Source organism: Arthrobacter sp. SLBN-112, from assembly GCF_006715225.1.
Classification (GTDB): domain Bacteria; phylum Actinomycetota; class Actinomycetes; order Actinomycetales; family Micrococcaceae; genus Arthrobacter.
In genome coordinates this window covers 396,280-415,636 of the sequence record NZ_VFMU01000001.1, presented here as the reverse complement: position 1 = coordinate 415,636, position 19,357 = coordinate 396,280, and the positions used below count along the sequence as shown (strand labels likewise).

The 19,357-nt window shown below is 67.1% G+C and carries 16 protein-coding genes; 10 read left to right on the top strand and 6 right to left on the bottom strand.

Annotated features, from left to right (window positions below; genetic code table 11):
• Positions 1-162 precede the first annotated feature (162 nt).
• The gene (locus FBY33_RS01955; protein ID WP_142029056.1) at positions 163-918 is read left to right on the top strand and encodes an IclR family transcriptional regulator; all 756 of its coding nucleotides are present in this window, start codon (positions 163-165) and stop codon (positions 916-918) included.
• Between the two features lie 89 nt (positions 919-1,007).
• Here the strand turns inward: FBY33_RS01955 and FBY33_RS01950 are convergent, their stop codons facing one another.
• Together FBY33_RS01950 and pucL are read right to left on the bottom strand one after the other, a co-directional pair.
• Entirely contained in the window at positions 1,008-2,513 is a 1,506-nt protein-coding gene (locus tag FBY33_RS01950; RefSeq protein ID WP_142029055.1) for a nucleobase:cation symporter-2 family protein, read from the bottom strand.
• A gap of 143 nt (positions 2,514-2,656) precedes the next feature.
• The gene (gene pucL / locus FBY33_RS01945) at positions 2,657-3,565 is read right to left on the bottom strand and encodes a factor-independent urate hydroxylase (protein ID WP_142029054.1); all 909 of its coding nucleotides are present in this window, start codon (positions 3,563-3,565) and stop codon (positions 2,657-2,659) included.
• Positions 3,566-3,926: 361 nt separating this feature from the next.
• Between pucL and FBY33_RS20425 the strand changes: the two genes are divergently transcribed.
• Positions 3,927-4,097, top strand: coding sequence for a hypothetical protein (locus FBY33_RS20425; protein WP_200831297.1), 171 nt, complete (start codon positions 3,927-3,929; stop codon positions 4,095-4,097).
• Positions 4,098-4,207: 110 nt separating this feature from the next.
• On the opposite strand, the gene ligD is transcribed toward FBY33_RS20425, so the two are convergent.
• Positions 4,208-5,452, bottom strand: a complete 1,245-nt coding sequence (ligD, locus tag FBY33_RS01940) for a non-homologous end-joining DNA ligase (RefSeq protein ID WP_142029053.1) — start codon at positions 5,450-5,452, stop codon at positions 4,208-4,210.
• Between the two features lie 39 nt (positions 5,453-5,491).
• A complete protein-coding gene (locus FBY33_RS01935; protein ID WP_142029052.1) occupies positions 5,492-6,865 on the bottom strand; it encodes an 8-oxoguanine deaminase in 1,374 nt (457 codons plus the stop codon).
• A 401-nt stretch (positions 6,866-7,266) separates the two neighbouring features.
• On the opposite strand from FBY33_RS01935, the gene FBY33_RS01930 reads away from it, so the two are divergent.
• The 8 genes from FBY33_RS01930 (at position 7,267) to FBY33_RS01895 (ending at position 17,646) form a co-directional block, all read left to right on the top strand.
• The gene (locus FBY33_RS01930; protein ID WP_142029051.1) at positions 7,267-7,761 is read left to right on the top strand and encodes a nucleoside deaminase; all 495 of its coding nucleotides are present in this window, start codon (positions 7,267-7,269) and stop codon (positions 7,759-7,761) included.
• A 14-nt stretch (positions 7,762-7,775) separates the two neighbouring features.
• Positions 7,776-9,311: an NCS2 family permease gene (locus FBY33_RS01925; protein ID WP_142029050.1), complete on the top strand. Its 1,536-nt coding sequence runs from the start codon at positions 7,776-7,778 to the stop codon at positions 9,309-9,311.
• Between the two features lie 101 nt (positions 9,312-9,412).
• Positions 9,413-10,654 (top strand): XdhC family protein, encoded by a 1,242-nt coding sequence (locus FBY33_RS01920; protein ID WP_142029049.1) that lies wholly within the window; start codon positions 9,413-9,415, stop codon positions 10,652-10,654.
• A complete protein-coding gene (locus tag FBY33_RS01915) occupies positions 10,645-11,580 on the top strand; it encodes an FAD binding domain-containing protein (RefSeq protein ID WP_142029048.1) in 936 nt (311 codons plus the stop codon). The genes FBY33_RS01920 and FBY33_RS01915 overlap by 10 nt, the downstream gene beginning before the upstream one ends.
• 2 nt (positions 11,581-11,582) lie before the next feature.
• Positions 11,583-14,414, top strand: coding sequence for a molybdopterin-dependent oxidoreductase (locus tag FBY33_RS01910; RefSeq protein WP_142029047.1), 2,832 nt, complete (start codon positions 11,583-11,585; stop codon positions 14,412-14,414).
• A gap of 84 nt (positions 14,415-14,498) precedes the next feature.
• The gene (locus tag FBY33_RS01905) at positions 14,499-15,479 is read left to right on the top strand and encodes an aldo/keto reductase (RefSeq protein ID WP_142029046.1); all 981 of its coding nucleotides are present in this window, start codon (positions 14,499-14,501) and stop codon (positions 15,477-15,479) included.
• A 28-nt stretch (positions 15,480-15,507) separates the two neighbouring features.
• Entirely contained in the window at positions 15,508-16,155 is a 648-nt protein-coding gene (locus tag FBY33_RS01900) for a uracil-DNA glycosylase (RefSeq protein ID WP_142029045.1), read from the top strand.
• 51 nt (positions 16,156-16,206) lie between these two features.
• Entirely contained in the window at positions 16,207-17,646 is a 1,440-nt protein-coding gene (locus FBY33_RS01895; RefSeq protein ID WP_142029044.1) for an HNH endonuclease signature motif containing protein, read from the top strand.
• 23 nt (positions 17,647-17,669) lie between these two features.
• On the opposite strand, the gene nboR is transcribed toward FBY33_RS01895, so the two are convergent.
• Positions 17,670-18,323: a nicotine blue oxidoreductase gene (gene nboR / locus FBY33_RS01890; protein WP_235010325.1), complete on the bottom strand. Its 654-nt coding sequence runs from the start codon at positions 18,321-18,323 to the stop codon at positions 17,670-17,672.
• Positions 18,324-18,344: 21 nt separating this feature from the next.
• Positions 18,345-19,322: an NAD(P)H-dependent flavin oxidoreductase gene (locus tag FBY33_RS01885; RefSeq protein WP_142029043.1), complete on the bottom strand. Its 978-nt coding sequence runs from the start codon at positions 19,320-19,322 to the stop codon at positions 18,345-18,347.
• Between the last annotated feature and the right edge of the window lie 35 nt (positions 19,323-19,357).

The following is a 19,357-nucleotide window of genomic DNA, read 5'->3' as shown; positions in this document are numbered from 1 at the left end:
TATGGATATTATTATCTACTTTATGGAAATACAAGCCTTGCGATTGCGACTGACGGTCCACGTCGCCGTGGAAACGCCCGTGCTGTATCTTGGGTGTTCTAAGCAACTCTTTTCACGATGCGGATAAGAGTTGTCGGATTCCGAGCCATAGGAGACAACGGAATGGCAGAAAAAGCCTCTGGTGGGGTGCAGTCGGTGGAGCGCGTCTTCGAACTGCTGGAGCTCATCACCGACGCCGGCGGCGACGTGACGCTCAGCGAGCTCTCGTCCTCCACGGACCTGCCATTGCCCACCATCCACCGGCTGCTCCGCACCCTGGTCTCGCTCGGCTACATCCGCCAGCTGCCCAACCGGCGCTACGCCCTGGGTCCCCGGCTCATCAGGCTGGGGGAGGGCGCCAACAAACAGCTCGGCGCCCTGGCCCAGCCGCAGCTGAAGGTCCTGGTGGACCGGCTGGGGGAGACCTCCAACATGGCCGTGCTGGACTCGGACATGGTGATCTACGTGGCCCAGGTTCCCTCGCTGCACTCCATGCGCATGTTCACCGAGGTGGGCCGGCGCGCCCACACCCATGCCACCGGCGTCGGAAAAGCCATCCTGGCCCAGCTCGATGACGATACTGTCCGCGGCATCGTGGCCCGCGCCGGAATGCCCACCCCCACTGCCAAGAGCATCGGCGACGTGGACGAACTCCTGGCCGACCTCAAGCTCATCCGTGAGCGCGGTTACTCCATCGACGAGGAAGAACAGGAACTGGGCGTCCGCTGCTTCGCCATGGCAGTGCCCAACGCCCCCACCCCGAGTGCGATTTCGGTGTCCGGTCCGGTCTCCCGCGTGGACGAGGACTTCGCCGACAAGGCCGTACCCGTCCTCCGCGAGGCGGCCGAGGCCATCTCCCGCGAGCTCAACCGCACCTGAACCGTCTGCCCTGCCCGGGCTGCGCCAACCACGCACGACGGCGGCCCCTCCTTTTCGGAGTGGGCCGCCGTCGTCGTTTCCGGGATCCGTCAGTGCTCCGGCGCTTTCTCGGCTGACTGGACGGGCACTTCCTTGCCGTCGCAGTCGATGAGCCTGCCGTTTTCGAAGCGGTCGCCTTCGGCCAGGCAGCGGAGGTCCTCCGCGCGCACCAGCCGCTCGGTGCCGGCCACGAACACCGACTGGTTGTCCGAGTTGCCCGCCCGGAGGTGGTTGAACAGCAGGTTCAGGAGGATGGCCATCACGGCGGCGGAGCTGATGCCGGAGTGGAAGATGGTGCCAAACCAGGACGGGAACTTGTCGTAGAATGCCGGGGCGGCGATGGGGATCATGCCGAAGCCGATGGAGGCGGCCACCACGATCAGGTTCATGTTGTTCTTGTAGTCCACCTTGGACAGGGTCCGGATGCCGCTGGCCGCCACCGTGCCGAAGAGCACGACGCCGGCACCTCCGAGGACAGGCGTCGGCACCGCTGCGACCACCCGGCCAAGGACCGGCAGCAGGCCAAGTACCACCAGGATCACGCCGCCGGCGCTGACCACGAACCGGCTCTTCACGCCCGTGATGGCCACCAGCCCCACGTTCTGGGCGAAGGCGCTCTGGGTGAAGGAGTTGAACAGCGGGGAGACGGCGCTGGACAGCATGTCAGCCCTCAGGCCGTTGCCGATCCGCTTGGAGTCCACCTTGGTGCCCACGATCTCGCCCACTGCGATGATGTCCGCGGACGTCTCCGTGAGGGTGACCAGGATGACGATCAGCATGGAGATGATGGCAGCAAGCTCAAACGTGGGCGGTCCGAAGGCGAAGGGGGTGGGGAACGCGACAATCTCGCCCTGGCCCACCTTGGAGAAGTCCGCCATGCCGAAGACGAAGGCGATCAGCGTGCCCAGGACCATGGCCAGCAGGATGGACAGCCTTGAGATGGCGGCGCTGCCCACCTTGCTCAGGAGCAGGACGATGCCCATGGTGGCTGCTGCCAGGCCGATGTTTGCGACGCTGCCGTAGTTGGGCGCCTTGTTGTTTCCGCCCATGGCCCAGTTGGCGGCGACGGGCATCAAGGTGAGGCCGATGGTGGTGATCACGGTGCCCGTGACGACGGGCGGGAAGAACCTGATGATCTTTGAGAACAGCGGCGTGATCAGCAGGCCGATCAGGGAGGCCGCGATGACCGAACCGAAGACGGCCTGGATTCCCCCGCCGCCATGGACGATGGCCACCATGGTGGAGACTCCGGCGAAGGAGACGCCCTGTACCAGCGGCAGCTGCGAACCGAAGAAGGGGACGCCCACGGTCTGCAGGATGGTGGCCAGGCCGCCAACGAAAAGGCAGGCCGCAATGAGCAGGCCGATGTCCTGGGAGTTCATCCCTGCGGCTGCGCCGATGATCAGGGGAGGGGCGATGATGCCGCCGTACATGGTGAGGACATGCTGGAAGCCGTAGGCAAACATGCTTCCGATCGGGAGGCGCTGGTCCTCGGGGCGGGAAGGCCGTGCACCTTTTTCGGCGGCTGCAGCGGCCAGTTTCTTCTTGGTGTTCATGGCAGACTTTCTTGGTTCATGGCAGACGTCATCGTCTGGCTAACTGGTGTCTGGCTAACAAGGTGAAAGCTGTGGGGCGGCCCCGGCGGGCCCAGCCATGCGGTGGGTGGCTGGGCCCGTCGAAACCGTATGGGTGTTGTGCTTTAGCAGAAGCCGGCGATGCCGGACCAGGCGGCCGGGGCTGCCGCGGCGTCCTCGCGCTGGACAGTGGCCTCGATCAGGCCGTACGGGCGGTCCGCCGCGAAGAAGACCTCGTTGGGGTTGTCCAGCCCGAACGGCGAGAGGTCCACCAGGAAGTGGTGCTTGTTGGGCATGGAGAACTTGATCTCGTCGATTTCGCTGTGCGCCTCCAGCACCTTGGCGCCCATGTCGAACAGGGTCTGCTGCAGTGCGTGGGAGTACTTCTCAGTGAAGCCTTCGAGCAGGAGGCCCTTGACGTCGTCGTAGCTCTTGTTGAAGTCCAGAGCGCTGAAGTCGGTGCCGGTCTTGAAGCGCCAGCGGGCCGAGACATCGGTGGCCAGGATGCGGTCGGTGGTCTCGGGCAGGGTGGTGTAGCGGTCCCGGGGGTAGCCGACAAAGCCGGACTGGGTGGACTTGAGGACGGTGAGGTCCTTCAGTCCGGAGATCAGGTGGCTGGTGGCGCCATCACGGACCAGGACCGCGGTGCGTACTTCCTGGCCGTTGCGGACGAACGAGTGGTCGTGTTCGCTGCCGTGTGCCTGGATACGGTTCCAGGCGTAGGACTCTGCTTCCCAGCGGCCGCCGGTGACCCAGTCGAAGCTGGAGGTGAAGTGCTCGCCCAGGCGCAGCAGGAACGCTTCCGGTGAGCCGATGCCGTCGCGGGCGAAGGCGTAGATGGTGTTCTTCTGGGTGTCGGTGGCCACCACGTGGGCGTTGTCGCCCTCCAGGTGGGCCGCGGCGAAGTCGCCCCGCAGCTGCGAGGTGACGTTCAGGTCTTCGATCTCGTGGCGGTTGGTGTCCCGGGTGATCTTGACGACGCGGACTTCTGCCTTGCCGTACTGGTTTTCGCCGAGGATGATCTTGCTGCTCATGGTCTGTTCCCAATCTCCGGTAAGTGGAACCAAGGTTCCATCACTGAAATTAAGCGCGCGTTTCGAGCGCGTTTCCGGTGGAGCCGACCCAACAAAAAAGAGCCGGCATCCATTGATGCCAGCTCATTACGACCCTGCCTGCTGCTCCCAGGTTACGTGACGTGCGCCACGAGTTGGACACCAGCGTACCCCTCGAAATCGGTGGTGTACATCACAGGGCCAAAATTCATTTTGTGACTGCCGGTCGTCAATGCCGGGCGTCAGGCGGGCATTGACGCCCGGCAAGCCGCTGCCTATCCTTTTCATATAGCAATAAATATTTTCCGAGATACGGAAACGCTATGCGGAACAGGAGGAGCAGATGAACCCCCAGGAACAGAACCAGGCAGTGGAATTTCCGGCGCCGGGCCAGGAGTTGTACCTGCCCTTCGGAGCCAGTGACCCGGACTTCTACATTCCGGCCGACCACGAGCGGAGGGCCGGAGGATTTTCCCGCTGGCTCCGCGCCCTTCCGGTCTTCGGCCGGCGCTGATCACAGGGGCTTAGGACCCGCATCTTCACTGAGGGCCCCCAAATTCCCTGGCGCGGCCCAAATGTGGGCGCATCAGGGAATTTGCGAGTCGCCAGGTATTCGCCGCATCGTCAGGCCGGCGGCCGTCCAGGCCATTGCTTGCCGGCCCAGGGGTCATAGTCCGCGATGAGGTCTTCCTGGGGAGGGCGTTCAGCCTCGGGCACGTGCTGCAGGTTCACCCGCACCCGGTACCAAAGCGAGCTGGACCCGCGCATCCCGTCCACCAGGATGTCGGCAGGCTGCAGGGATTTGACGACGGCGGCGTGCCCGGACTTCCATTCATCGAGCGCCGCGAGTGCCTCGGGCTTGGTCCTGGTCCGGGCCACCTCTATGAGCGGCATCAGCGACTGCCGGCGCCCGGATCCGTTGCCGCTGCGCGGGGCTTTTTCCGCCGGGCCCAGCTTTTCCGCCAGGGCCAGGAGTCCGTCGAGCCGGCCCACGGCGCCGTCAATGCCGGCATGCGGGTCTCCAATCTCCGCGAACCGCTCCAGGACGGTGGGCACCGTGAACTGCTCCGGCCGGGCAGTGCGCACCTCTTCCCACGTGAGCGGTGTAGAGACCCGGGCGTCCGGCAGGGGCCTGATGGAGTAGGCAGAGGCCACGGTGCGGTCCTTGGCGTTCTGGTTGAAGTCCACGAACACGCTCTCGCCGCGCTCCTCCTTCCACCACCGTGCGGTGGCCAGGCCCGGGGTACGGTTCTCCACTTCACGGGCCAGCGTTTCGGCCGCGAGCCGGACATCGCGGTAGGACCATTCAGGGGCAATCCGCACCAGGATGTGCAGTCCCCGTGAACCGCTGGTCTTGGCCCACCCCACCAGCCCCACGTCGGCCAGGACCTCCTGCGCCACGTACGCCACGTCCACGATCTGCGACCAGTCCACGCCCGGCATAGGGTCCAGGTCCACCCGGAGTTCGTCCGGGTGTTCCAGGTCCTCGGCCCGGACCGGGTGCGGGTTCAGGTCCAGGCAGCCGAGGTTGATGACCCAGGCCAGGCCGGCTGCGTCGCGGATCACTGCCTCCTCGGCCGAGGTCCCGGACGCGTAATGCAGCGTGGTGGTGTCGATAAAGGGCGGGTGGTTATCCGGTACCCGTTTTTGGAAGAACGGCTCCGCATCGATGCCCTTGGGAAACCGCTTGAGCACCATGGGCCGGCCTCCCGCACCCCGCAGCGCACCGTCCGCCACGGCCAGGTAGTACTGAACGAGGTCGAGCTTGGTCAGCCCCGGCTGGGGAAATACCACCTTGTCCGGGCTGGAGATCCGGACCTCAACACCCTCGATGTCCAGGATCTCGGCCGGCGTCTTTGACGGAGTCATGGCGCCACGCTAGCAGTTGGCCGGGAAAGCGTCAGCCGTTCAGCGGGTGCCATTCACCAGGCGCCGTGCCGCGGCCGAGTGCTCGGCAATCAACCCTGCCACATCCAGCCCCGGAATCCGGCCGTCCACCACCCGCCACTGCCCGCCCACCATCACCCGGTCTGCACGGTCCGCGCCACACAGGAGGAGGGCGGCGATGGGGTCGTGGCTGCCGGAGAAACGCAGGTCATCGAGCCGGAACAGTGCGAGATCCGCCTGCATCCCTGGCGCCAGCTGGCCCAGCCCCGGCCGCCCCAGGACGGCGGCGGAACCGCGGGTGGCCCAGCCCAGTGCCCGCTCCACCGGAACATCCGCGCCGTAGCGCAGCCGCTGCAGGTAGAGGGCCTGCCGGGCCTCCAGGATCATGTTGGAGGCATCGTTCGACGCCGAGCCGTCCACCCCCAGCCCCACCGGAACTCCCGCGTCCTCCAGTTCCAGGACGCGTGCGGTGCCCGAGGCCAGCCGCATGTTGGAGGTGGGGCAGTGCGCCACGGCGGTCCCCGCGGCGCCGAGGCGGCTGATCTCGGCGTCACTGAAGTGGATGCCATGCCCCAGCCAGGTGCGGTCCGTCAGCCAGCCAACGCTGTCCAGGTAGTCCACCGTCCGCAGCCCGAACATTTCCCGGCAGAAGTCCTCCTCATCGAGGGTCTCTGCCAGGTGGGTGTGCAGCCGGACGTCCAGCCGCTCCGCGAGTGCCGCACTTTCGGCCATGATCTCCCTGGTCACCGAGAACGGCGAGCAGGGAGCCGGCGCGATCTGGACCACCGCGTCCTCGCCGCGCTCGTGGTACCGGCCCACCAGGCGCTCGCTGTCTTCCAGCACCACCTCCGGGCGCTGCACCGTGGACTGCGGCGGCAGGCCGCCGTCGTCCGTTCCCAGCGTCATGGATCCGCGGGTGAGCGTGGCGCGCATGCCCAGCCGGCGCACTGCCGCCACCTCGATGTCGATGGCGTCCTCGAGGCCCGCGGGAAAAAGGTAGTGATGGTCGGCAGCGGTGGTGCAGCCGGAGAGCAGCAGCTCGGCGAGGGCCACCGTCGCGGCCAGTTCCAGGTCCTTGGGGGTGAGCCGGGCCCAGACGGGATAGAGGTTCTGCAGCCACGGGAACAGGGGTGCATTGGCCACCGGACCCCAGGCCCGGGTGAGGGTTTGGTAGAAGTGGTGGTGCGTGTTGATCAGGCCCGGCAACAGCACGTGGCTGCCCGCATCGAACGTTTTCGTGCAGGGCGCGGACGGCTGCTGCCCCGCTGCCAGGACCTCGGTAATGACGCCGCCACTGACCACCAGGCCACCTGCGGCATCGAGGTTGTTGGCGGTGAAAGCGGCCTGCGGATTCCTGATCCATAGACGGGATGCGGGTGCGGTGGATTGCGTCATGGCTGTCCTTCTCTGAGCGCTGATGGTTTTTAATCCAGCTCAGTGAAGCCCTGTCTGCTGATCCAGGTGCCCGGGGCCTGCAGGGCAGGGCGGGTGGGATCAGCCTAGGAAAGCGCCCCCGCCTGCGTCAACGGGAGTCTTTGTGACTGCCCGGCCGGCCGGACCGTGAAGACGCTGAAACATCGATTTCACATTACGAAATTAAATTTCCAGAAAACTATGGCGTGGCCCACACAGCGGTGCTAATCTCGATTCTGCCAAAGGCGGGCGCCCGAACCCGGGAAGCTATCTACCAGGCGCAACTTAACCTTCACAGCACATGCTGAAGCCTGGTAACCGTTCGCACCTGGTTCTACTGGTCCTGCGCAGCACCAGGCTTCCCGGCAAAAGGAAGTCGCATCATGAGTACCACCGTCACGGCCGAACAATTTTTGGCCCGCTCCATCCGGCTGGCAACGGCCAACGTCCTTAACAGCGGAGGCCCCTTCGGCGCCATGATCGTCACGGCGGACGGCCAGACGTTCGACGGCGTCAACCGCGTCACCGCCGACAACGATCCCACCGCGCACGCCGAAGTGACTGCCATCCGCACCGCCTGCCGCGAGCTGGGCACCTTCGACCTCAGCGGCGCCACCCTCTACACCAGCTGCGAGCCCTGCCCCATGTGCCTGGCCTCCGCGCTCTGGGCCCGGGTAGGCAGTGTTGTCTACGCCGCTGACCGCCACGACGCCGCCTCCGTGGGCTTCGACGACGCCGTGTTCTACGAATACTTCGAAAACCAGGACAGGGACTCCCTGATGCCGGTATCCAAGCTGGAACTGGGCGATCCCCAGGCCCCAGCCCCGTTGGAGCCGTTCAATACCTGGAACACGCTCGAATCCAGGATTGACTACTAGGCCCGGCGGCTTCGATGACCATCCTGGACCATTCCCACGAGGAGCATCCGGCTCCAACCACCAGCACCTCCCGGCGGACGCCACGCACGTCGGCGCAGGGATCACAGACCCCCCAGCCGCCGGAATCCTTCCTGGACCGTTTCTTCCAGGTCACCCGGCGCGGCTCAACCCTTGCCCGCGAATTCCGCGGCGGCCTGGTCACCTTCTTCACCATGGCGTACATCGTCATCCTGAACCCCCTCATCCTCGGTGGGTTCAGCGCGGACAACGCCCCCACCGACGTCGCCGGGGGCTGGCTGTCCGCCGCGCAGGTGGGTGCCGTCACCGGACTCACGGCCGGCGTCATGACCATCCTCTTCGGCCTTATCGCCAACCTCCCGTTCGGACTTGCCGCCGGGCTGGGCATCAACTCGTTCTTGGCGGTCTCGGTGATCCAGGAAGTCACCTGGCCCGAGGCCATGGGCCTGGTGGTGATCAACGGCATCCTGATTGTCCTCTTCGGCGTCACCGGTGCCCGGACCGCCATCTTCCGGGCGGTGCCCAAGGAACTCAAGGCGGCCATAACCGTGGGCATCGGCCTGTTCATCGCCTTCATCGGTTTCGTGGACTCCGGCTTCGTCCGGCCCACGGCAGGCGGACCCCCTGTCCAGCTGGGCGACGGCGGCTCCATCACCTCGGTGCCCACGCTCGTGTTCGTCGTCGGCCTCCTGGCTATGGGCATCCTGGTGGCCCGCAAGGTCCAGGGCGGCCTGCTCATCGGCATCGTCGGCACTACCGCGCTGGCCGCCGTCGTCGAGGCCATTTTGAAGCTGGGCCCGGCCAGCGCAACCAACCCCGGCGGCTGGCACCTGAACACCCCGGTCCTGTCCGGCCAGCTGGTATCCGCGCCGGACCTGGGCCTGGTGGGCCACTTTGATCTCTTTGGTTCGTTTAGCCGGATCGGCGGCCTCGCCGCCACCATGCTGGTCTTCACGCTGGTGTTCACCAACTTCTTCGACGCCATGGGCACCATGACCGGCCTGGCCAAGAGCGCCGGCGTCGCCCACAAGGACGGAACGTTCCCGCGGCTGAAGGCGGCCTTCATCGTGGAAGGCTTCGGCGCCGTGGCGGGCGGTGCCACCTCCGGCTCCTCCAACACCGTGTACATCGACTCCGCGGCCGGCATCGGCGAAGGTGCCCGCACCGGCCTGGCGTCGGTGGTCACCGGCGTGCTGTTCCTCGGTTCCATGTTCCTCACGCCGCTCACCAGCGTGGTGCCGCTGGAAGTTGCCGCTGCCGCGTTGGTGGTGGTGGGCGCGATGATGATGGCCCAGATCCGCGAGATCAAGTTCACCAAATTCACGGTGGCCCTGCCCGCATTCCTCACCATCGTCACCATGCCGCTGAGCTACTCGATCGCCAACGGCATCGGCGTCGGCTTTGTGAGCTGGGCCGTCATCGGGTCGGCCTCCGGCAAGGCGAAGAAGATCCATCCGCTGATGTGGGTGGTGAGCATCGGTTTCCTGGTGTACTTCGCGCGCGGACCGATCAACCACCTGCTGGGCGGCTGAGTTTTGCCCCAAACAGCCGGGGGGGCCGGGCCAACGCTTGGCCCGGCCCCCTGCAGGACCGACAATAGACACCACCGCCGCGCGGAAGAAGGAGTGCCGCCATGCTTGACCTGATCCCTTCGCTCGGCCCCTGGATGCCCCGGCTTGCATGCCGGCGGTTCGCCGTGGCCACCATCGTGGCCGCTTCCGGCTCCGTGCCCCGGCCCGTGGCCACGTCCATGCTGGTCACCGAATCGGGCGAGGTGCTGGGCAGCCTCTCCGGCGGCTGCGTGGAAGGCGCCGTGGTGGCGCTCGCCCAGGAGGCAATGGACGACGACGCCACACGCCTCGAGACCTTCGGCTTCAGCGCCGCCGACGCCTTCGCCGCCGGGCTCACCTGCGGGGGTCAGCTGGACATCCACATCCAGCCGGTGCCCGCCGCCCAGCCCGGAGAGGCCGGGCATCCGCTGCGCACCGCCCTGCTGCAACTCTCCGGTACCAGCCCGGACCAACCCGTGGCCCTGGTACGGATGCTGGGCAGCGCAGGAGGCGGCGCCGTCGTCCTTTCCGATCCCGCCACCTTCTCTCTGGCTGCGTCCCCGGAGCTGGCAGCCCTGCTGCACGGTGAACCGGCGCTGCAGCTGGAGTCCATGGTGCGCAGCGGCTGCACGGGCCTGGTCCGGCTGGGCCAGCCGGGGGATTGTCCTCCGGACCGGACAGGCGCCGGGCAGCCTTCCGGCGAGCCGGCCATGCTCGTGGAGTCCCGGCTGGCCCCGCCGCGGATGTTGGTGTTCGGCGCCAACGACTTCGGCGCGGCGCTGGTCCCGGCCGCCAAGCTGCTGGGCTACCACGTCACCCTCGTGGATGCCCGGCCGGCCTTTGCCGGGCAGCCCCGTTTCGCCGCCGCGGACCAGGTGGTGGCCGACTGGCCGCACCGGTACCTTGCGTCGGAGGCGGCCGCCGGCAGGATGGACCGCCGCACCGTGGTGGCCGTCCTGACCCACGATCCCAAGTTCGATATCCCGCTGCTGGAAACCGCGCTGGCCCTGGACCTTGCCTACGTGGGCGCCATGGGCTCCCGCCGCAGCCACCTCCAGCGGGTTGCCGAACTCCTCAGCGCAGGCGTCCCGCCGGAGCGGATCGCGCAGCTGCACTCACCCATCGGGCTGGATCTCAGTGCCGTCACGCCGGCTGAAGTGGCGGTGTCCATCACCGCGGAAATCATCGCCGCCCGCAGCCGCACCGCCAGCTGCCTGCCGCTGCGGGAAACATCCGGCACCATCCATCACCACCCCACGCATTCCCACCCCGCGCCCGCCCCGGTGCCCACAGACGTTGACAAGCAGGAGATCGCATGGACATGAACACCATTGAGGCGGTGGTGCGCACCACCGACCCCGCGGAATGGCGCGACGGCGATGCCTGGCTGGCCGGCGGGACGGTTCTCTTCTCCTACGGCAGCTACGCCTTCGGGCCGCAGCCGCTCAAACGGCTCCTGGACCTGGGCGCTGCCGGCTGGACGCCCATCACGGTGACCGGCGACGGCATGGAGCTCGCCGCCACCTGCACCATCGCGGAGCTGTACAGCCTTCCCGGCCTGCCGGATGTTTCGGGCCGCGGCTGGCCTGCACTGGACCTGGTCCGGGCCTGCTGCGACTCCTTCGTGGCCTCTTTCAAGGTGTGGAACATGTCCACGGTGGGCGGCAACCTCTGCACGTCGCTACCCGCCGGGCCCGTCATCTCCCTCTGCGCCGGGCTCGACGGCGTGGCCACCATCCTGGCTCCCGGCGGCGGCAGCCGCACCCTCCCGGTGGCGGACTTCATCACCGGTGATGCCAGGAACGGCCTGGCACCGGGCGAGCTGCTCCGCAGCGTCCGCCTCCCGGCGTCGGCCCTTTCCGCCCGCGTGGCCTTCCGCCGCCTGTCGTTGAGCAATTTGGGCCGGTCCGGGGTGCTGCTCATTGGAAGGCTCGACGCCGGGGCCTCCCTGGTGCTGACGGTCACCGCCGCCACCAAGCGGCCCGTGCAGCTGCGCTTCGACGCGCTGCCTGAGGCGGACCACTTGACGGCGGCCCTCGACGAGGCGATCCCTGCAGACCTTTACCACGACGACATCCACGGGCTGCCGGCCTGGCGCCGCGACATGACCTACCGGCTGGCAGAGGAAATCCGGGCCGAACTTGCAGCGCCGCAGGGAACGCCGGGACTGGCTGTGTCCGGAGACTTCTGGCCGCCGCGGAACGGCGGGATCCCGGAGTCCGGGCCCACAACTCTTTCGAAAGGGGCCTGAGCATGGCCATCGAGATCAACGGAACTTCTGCGGACGCCGCGCCCCGTCCGGGGCAGTGCCTGCGGACGTTCCTCCGGGAGCAGGGAAACCTGGGGGTGAAGAAGGGCTGCGACGGCGGCGACTGCGGTGCCTGCACCGTGCATGTGGACGGCACCCCGGTCCACAGCTGCATCTACCCTGCGGCCAGGGCAGAAGGACACTCTGTCACCACTATCGAGGGGCTCGCCGGGGCCGGCGGCGCTGAGGGGCAGCTCCACCCCGTGCAGCAGCAGTTCCTGGAGCGCCAGGGCTTCCAGTGCGGCTTCTGCACGGCCGGCATGGTGATGACTGCCGCCACCTTCAGTGATGCACAGAAGGAGAACCTGCCCAGGAACCTCAAGGGCAACCTGTGCCGGTGCACCGGGTACCGCGCCATCGCTGATGCGGTCTGCGGGGATGCCGGCCATCCGGATCCCCAGGGGCCGGGCTCCGGCATCGCCGGGGAGGGGCAGCCTGATCCGGAAGCGGGCCGGCTGGGTGACGACGTCCCGGCTCCGGCCAGCCGGGCAGTGGTCACCGGAACGGCCCGGTACACGCTGGACGTTCCGCAGGAGCTGCTCCAGGGCCTGCTGCACCTCAAGATCCTGCGTTCGCCGCATGCCCATGCCCGGGTGGTGTCCATCGACAAGGCTGCGGCACTGGAGGTCCCCGGAGTGGTGGCCGTCCTCACCTCCGAGGACGCGCCCGAGCAACTGTTCTCCACTGCCCAGCACGAGCTGTTCACGGACGACCCCGACGATACCCGGGTGCTCGATGACGTGGTCAGGTTCATCGGGCAGCGGGTGGCCGGCGTCGTGGCGGAATCAGTGGGCGCCGCGGAAGCAGGCGTGCGTGCGCTGCAGGTGGAGTATGAGGAACTCCCGGCCGTCCTCTCGCCCCAGGAGGCGCTGCTCCCCAACGCGCCGCTGGTCCACGGGGACAAGGACGCTGCCCGCTCCCGGATTGCAGGGCCGGAACGGAACGTGGTGGCGGAGCTGCACTCGGAGCTGGGAAGCGTGGCCGGTGGCTTCGCCGCCGCCGACTTCATCCATGAACAGACCTACCAAACCCAGCGGGTGCAGCACGTGGCACTGGAAACCCACGCTGCCATCGCCTCGGTGGATGCCGAGGGCCGGCTGCAGGTGCGCACCTCCAGCCAGGTCCCGTTCCTGGTCCGCCGCACCCTCTGCCGGGTCTTTGGGCTTGAAGAGGACAAGGTGCATGTGGTGGCCGGGCGTGTGGGCGGTGGATTCGGCGGCAAGCAGGAAGTCCTCACCGAGGACCTCGTGGCGCTCGCGGCCCTGAAACTGCAGCGGCCGGTCCAGCTGGAACTGACCCGCACCGAACAGTTCACCGCCACCACCACCCGGCACCCGTTCACCATCAAGCTGAAGGCCGGGGCCAGCCGGGACGGGAAGCTGACGGCCCTGGAGCTGGACGTGGTAACCAACACCGGCGCCTACGGCAACCACGGTCCCGGCGTCATGTTCCACGGCTGCGGCGAATCGCTGGCGGTGTACAACTGTGCCAACAAGAAGGTGGACGCGCATTCGGTATACACCAATACCGTGCCGGCCGGTGCTTTCCGCGGGTACGGGCTGAGCCAGATGATCTTCGCCATCGAGTCGGCCATGGATGAGCTGGCCGCCGGCATCGGCATGGATCCGCTGGAGTTCCGTCGCCTGAACATGGTCCGCGAGGGGGACCACATGCTGTCCACGCAGCCCGACCCGGAGGAAGACGTCCACTACGGCAGCTACGGGCTGGACCAATGCCTGGACCTGGTCCGGGATGCCCTGGACCGCGGCCGCGAACGCTACCGGCAGGCCGGCCTTGAGGATCTGGGGCCGGACTGGATGGTGGGCGAAGGCGCTGCCTTGTCCATGATCGACACCGTGCCGCCGCGCGGCCACTTTGCCCATTCCCGCCTCCGGCTCCTGCCGGACGGGACGTACCAGGCCGACGTCGGGACCGCCGAATTCGGCAACGGCACCACCACGGTGCACGCCCAGCTTGCCGCCACGGCCCTCTCAACGCAGGCGTCCAGGGTGGCGGTGCGGCAGTCGGACACGGACCTGGTGGAGCACGACAGCGGGGCGTTCGGCTCAGCCGGCACGGTGGTGGCCGGCAAGGCCACCCTCGCCGCAGCGGAGGAGCTGGCGGTCCGGATCCGGGCCTTCGCCGCCGGCGTCCGGCAGACCCAGGCCTCGGCGTGCGTCCTCGACGGGGATTCCCTGGTGGTGGACGGGACTCCCGTGGCCCTTTCGGAACTTGCGCAGGCGGCCGCGGAAGCCGGCGTCGAACTCGCTGCCGAAGGGCGCTGGGGGGGTACACCGCGCTCCGTCGCGTTCAACGTGCACGGCTTCCGGGTGGCGGTGAACCGCGGCACCGGCGAGCTGAAAATCCTGCAAAGCGTGCAGGCAGCCGACGCCGGCGTGGTGGTCAACCCGCGGCAGTGCCGCGGCCAAATCGAAGGCGGGATCGCGCAGGCCCTGGGTGCCACGCTGTACGAGGAAGTGGTGGTGGACGACGCCGGGAAGGTCACCACGGACATCCTCCGGCAGTACCACATTCCTACTTTTGCGGACGTGCCGCGCAGCGAGGTCTACTTCGCGGACACCAACGACAAAATGGGGCCGCTGGGAGCCAAGTCCATGAGCGAAAGCCCGTTCAACCCGGTGGCGCCGGCGCTCGCCAACGCCATCCGCAACGCCACCGGGGTGCGCTTCGCGTCCCTGCCCATTGCCCGGGACCGGATCTACCTGGGGCTGAAGGAGGCGGGGCTGGTACCGAAGCTGGAGCACGTTCCGTCCTAGGGCAACGGGGTCACATGCGGACCCCGGAGGCGTTCGCACGGGGCGGATCTGACCGCGGGTTGCATCGTTGCATATAGTCGGGGGATGGAACAGCGGATTTTAGGCAAGACCGGACGGAACGTCTCCATTGTGGGGCTGGGTACGTGGCAGCTTGGGGCGGACTGGGGCAACGTTGACCCGGCACAGGCGCAGGCCATCCTCGCAGCCTCCGTGGAGGCCGGCGTCACCCTCTTTGACACGGCCGATGTCTACGGCGACGGCAAGAGCGAGCAGGCCATTGGAAAGTTCCTGGCCGACAACCCTGGCCTGGGCGCCACGGTGGCCACCAAGATGGGCCGGCGGGTGGAACAGCGGCCGGAAAACTACACCCTGGCCAACTTCCGCCAGTGGGTTGACCGGTCACGGAAGAACCTGGGCACGGACACCTTGGACCTGGTCCAGCTGCACTGCCCGCCCACCCCGGTCTACAGCAACAACGAGGTGTACGACGCCCTCGACACCCTCGTGTCAGAAGGGGCCATCAAGAACTACGGCGTCAGCGTGGAACGGACGGACGAGGCCCTCGAAGCGATCCGCCACGAGGGAACCGCGTCGGTCCAGATCATCCTGAATGCCTTCCGGCTCAAGCCGCTGGATGAGGTCCTCCCGGCTGCCAAGGCCGCAGGCGTGGGCATCATCGCACGCGTGCCGCTCGCCTCCGGCCTACTCTCCGGCAAGTACTCGAAAGACACCACCTTCGCCGAGAACGACCACCGGAACTACAACCGCAAGGGCGAAGCCTTCGACGTCGGTGAGACCTTCTCCGGCGTGGACTACGAACTGGGCCTGAAGGCCGTGGCCGAGTTCGAGCAGCTGGTGCCGGAAGGGGCAACGACGGCCCAGGCTGCCATCGCCTGGATCGCCGCGCAGGATGGCGTCACTACCGTCATCCCCGGTGCCCGCAACGTGGAGCAGGCGCGGGCCAATGCCGCTGCAGCCGCGGTCAGCGTTGGCAAGGACTTCGACGAAGGCGTCCGCTGGATCTACGACCACTACTTCCGCGAGGCCATCCACCCCCGCTGGTAACGTTCGCCGCCTGGTAGGGAGCACGCCGGTGAGCGCCTCCGTCCACGATTTTGTTGAGCGGCTTGCGGCTGTGGACACGGGAGCTGCAGCGAACAACTTCTTCAACCATTCGGTTCCGGCAAATGCCCTGCGCCGAAGCAACCTTGAGATCTACCTGCAGGAAATGCTGGAAAGGCGCCCGGATCTACTGCTGGTAGGGGAGGCCCCCGGCTTCAGGGGCATGCGCATCACCGGCGTCCCTTTCACCAACCGGACCATCCTCGAAGGCCCCGCCAACAGCTTTGGGCTCTTCGGCCCCGGAAAGGGGTACGTGCTGCCGCCCGAGGCTGGGGGAGTTGCCGCGGAGCCGACGGCCACGGTGCTGTGGCAGGTCCTCGAAGAGGTGGATGTCCTCCCACTACTGTGGAGCGCATTTCCCTGGCATCCTCATCAGCCGGGGAAGCCGTTGTCCAACCGCACGCCCAGGCCCTCGGAAACGAAGCTGGGGACACCTTTCTGGCAGGACCTCGCGGCGCTTTTCGAGATCAGGTCCATCGTGGCGGTGGGCAACGTAGCCCAGCACAGCCTGCAGCGCAGCGGCCTGAACGTCCCCAAAATCCGGCATCCCGCCCATGGCGGCCGGTCTGGCTTCAAACGGGGACTGGAGCAGTTGCTTGAGCGAAGGGTGCAGGACTGAGCTGAACTCTTTGCAGGCCAGAATGTCAGACCCCCTTGCCATGATGGGTTTATGGGGAAAGCGGCGGTGGTGAAGGCGTTGGAGGACATCCGCGCCGCTGTTGGTGTGCTCAATGCTGAGGTGGATGGGGCGGGGTCGTTGCCGTTTTCGGTGACTGATCCGCTAGCGGGGTTGGCTGATGGGTGCCTGGATATTCTGGCCGGTGCCCGTGAGGTGGAGTCCGGGATCGCGGGGCTAAAGGTGAAGGCTGCGGTGCGGTACGCGGAGACTGCCCATGCTCTTGCGCCGCCGGATACCCCGGTGGTGGCGCTGGAGATGGCGGTCGCGGCGGAGATAGGGTGCGTGCTGGCGTTGGGTCCGCGGGCTGCGGGGTCGTTCCTTGCCACGTCCCATGCCCTGACCGTCGGTTTGCCGCGGACCTTGGAGGCTTTGCGGGCCGGGAGCCTGTCGTGGCAGCACGCCGTGGCCATGGCCGACGAAACGGCCGGTCTTGATGCCGCCGGTGCGGCGGCGTTGGAAGCGCATTTCCTGGACCCAGACGCACCTGACGCCGTGCGGGGGTGCCCGGTGGGGCAGATGCCGGCGCATCGGTTCAAGGCCAAGGCCCGGCTCTGGCGGGAACGCCACCACGCGGAGTCGATCGAGAAGCGGCACGCCAGATCGGTACTGGACCGGCGGGTGGACTTTCGGCCGGACCAGGACGGGATGGCCTGGCTCTCGGCGTACCTCCCGGCGGAGCAGGCTGTGGCTGGCTGGAACCGGCTCACCGCTGTTGCCCGTGGGATGCAGGGCCCGCACGAGTCCCGGAGCATGCCCCAGCTGCGTGCCGACAATTTCGCCGATTCGGTTCTTGGCAGCAGCAACAGCACCGGCAGTGGTACCGGCCCCGCGGGGGTCCCGTCGCCGATCAGGGCCCAGGTTTTGGTGACGGTCCCGGTGTTCGCGCTGATGGGGGTGACTGATGAGCCGGCGGTGCTGGACGGGTACGGGCCGATCCCGCCGTCGATGGCACAGCGGCTTGTCGCGGACGGGGCAGATTCGTTTCACCGTGTGTTGGTGGATCCGCGGGACGGGGCGCCGCTGGAGATCGGCAGGACCAGCTACCGAATCACGAAAGCGATGCGGGCCTGGCTGAGGATGCGGGACGGCAAGTGTCCGTTCCCCGGTTGCAGCAACAACTCCCTGGACAACGACGCCGACCATATCCTCGCGTGGGCCAACGGCGGCACAACGGGGATCAGCAATTTGGGACAGCCCTGCCCAAAGCACCACAGGCTCCGGCACACCACCGGCTGGAAACCCACCCCGGCGGGCAAGAACGAACCACCCGGCTGGACCTCACCCACGGGCCGGCACTACAAAAGCGAACACCAGGACTGGGAACCACCACACTGGCCGGAGGGACTAAGGCTTGGCAGTGTTGACTTCTTTCGACATGGAAAGTCACCCGGAGAAGATGCCCTTGAACGGTACCTTCGCGTGCACGCATGACCATCAGCGGATGTCAGCCGGGGTCAGCGGAGAAGGTGCAACTGGTCCGGAGTATCCACGTCCTCACCGGTTGACTGGTCGCTGCAATCCACCGCATCCACCAGCTCCGGATGCGCCTGCAGGAAGCCGCGTGCCCCGGCGTCGCCCGTTACAGTCGCGCACACCGCGTCCCTCAGTGAGGCGTCGATGAGCAGCGGGTGACCCCTCCGGAGTTCGGCGTCCCCGCCTTCGTCGAGGCCGTCCCGGCGGCGGTACGCGGCGGCGGTGATCCGTCCGGGGCGGTGGCGGGCCAGCAGCCGCTCCACCGTTGCGGACGTCACGCCGGGCTGGTCCACCAGTGCGATCAGCAGGTGGTCTTCCGGATCCGCTGCCTGGCTGCCGAGCAGGAACGAACCGCCCATTCCCGTGTGCCAGTCCTGGTTGACGATGACCCGGTAGCGGTCCAGTTCGGCCGTGGCTGCCACGTCCGGTGCGCCCGCTCCGAGGACCACCACCACCTCGCGGCAGCCGCCGTCGAGGAGGTTCCCGGCGATCGCCTCCACCAGCGGCCGCCCGCGGTAGGGAAGCGATGCCTTAGGGCCCAGACCGAGCCGGATCCCAGCCCCGGCGGCAAGAATTAGTCCGGTCACGGCGCGACCAGCCAAGCCGGCCGCGCCGGCGGAGTCCATGCTTCTCATATGTGCACTGTAAGACGTCTCTTATGCATCCAGTTCCCCGGTCCGCCGCAATGATGCCATGGCAACGGCTACCAGCTCCTCCACAATGTCTGCCGCAGGAAGGACACTGCCGATCAGCCCGGCCGACTGGCCCGTGAACGGCACATACTCCTCCATCCGGCCCTCCCGGATCCCCGCGCCGATATCTTCCTGGAGACGGGCTGCCTGCTGACCCGCTTGTGCCCGGTTGGTAAGCCACTGGTTGATGAAGGGGGTGCGCAGTGCACGCGGAACCACATCGAACGCGCCGTTGACTGGTTTGGCGAAAATGTCATCCCAAACCTCCACCTTGACGGCGTCCTGGGAGTCGGCGGCTACAAGGGATTGCTTCCAGCTTTCGCTGATGGATGCTTCCACTGACGCCAGGAAGCGCGTCCCCATATTGACGCCCTGAGCGCCCAGCATGATGGCAGCAGCCACACCCCTGCCATCCGCGATCCCGCCGGCGGCGAGAACCGGCAAAGGGGTCACTGCATCGACCACCTGTGGTACCAGAACGAACGTGGAAATGCTCCCGCCAAAACCGCCCGCCTCCGCGCCTTGGGCGATAATCACGTCAGCACCCCGCTCGGCGGCCGACCGGGCCTGCTGAACGGTATGGACCTGTTGTATAAAAAGGGCCCCCGCCGCGTGCGCTCTTTCGGGAAGCCGGGCGGGGTCACCCAGTGCCAGGGAGATGACGGGTGCGCCCATCTCCAAAGCGATATCGAACGATTCGGGATGGCCCTGGAGCCAAGGCTGGGTGAAGTTGACGGCGAAGGGCCGCCCCGTGAGCTGCTGAACCTTCCGGATTCCCCCGCGGAGGTCCTCGGCGGTGCGAAGCGCACCGCCGAGGCTGCCCAGCGCGCCGGCATTGGAAACAGCGGCTGCCAATGCAGCGCTGCTGCCGAATGGTCCCATCCCCGCCTGCATGATGGGGTACTGAATGCCGAGAAGATCACAAAAAGGCGTCCGCAGCATAGAACTTCACCGCTGCTCTTTCTCACGACAGGAAC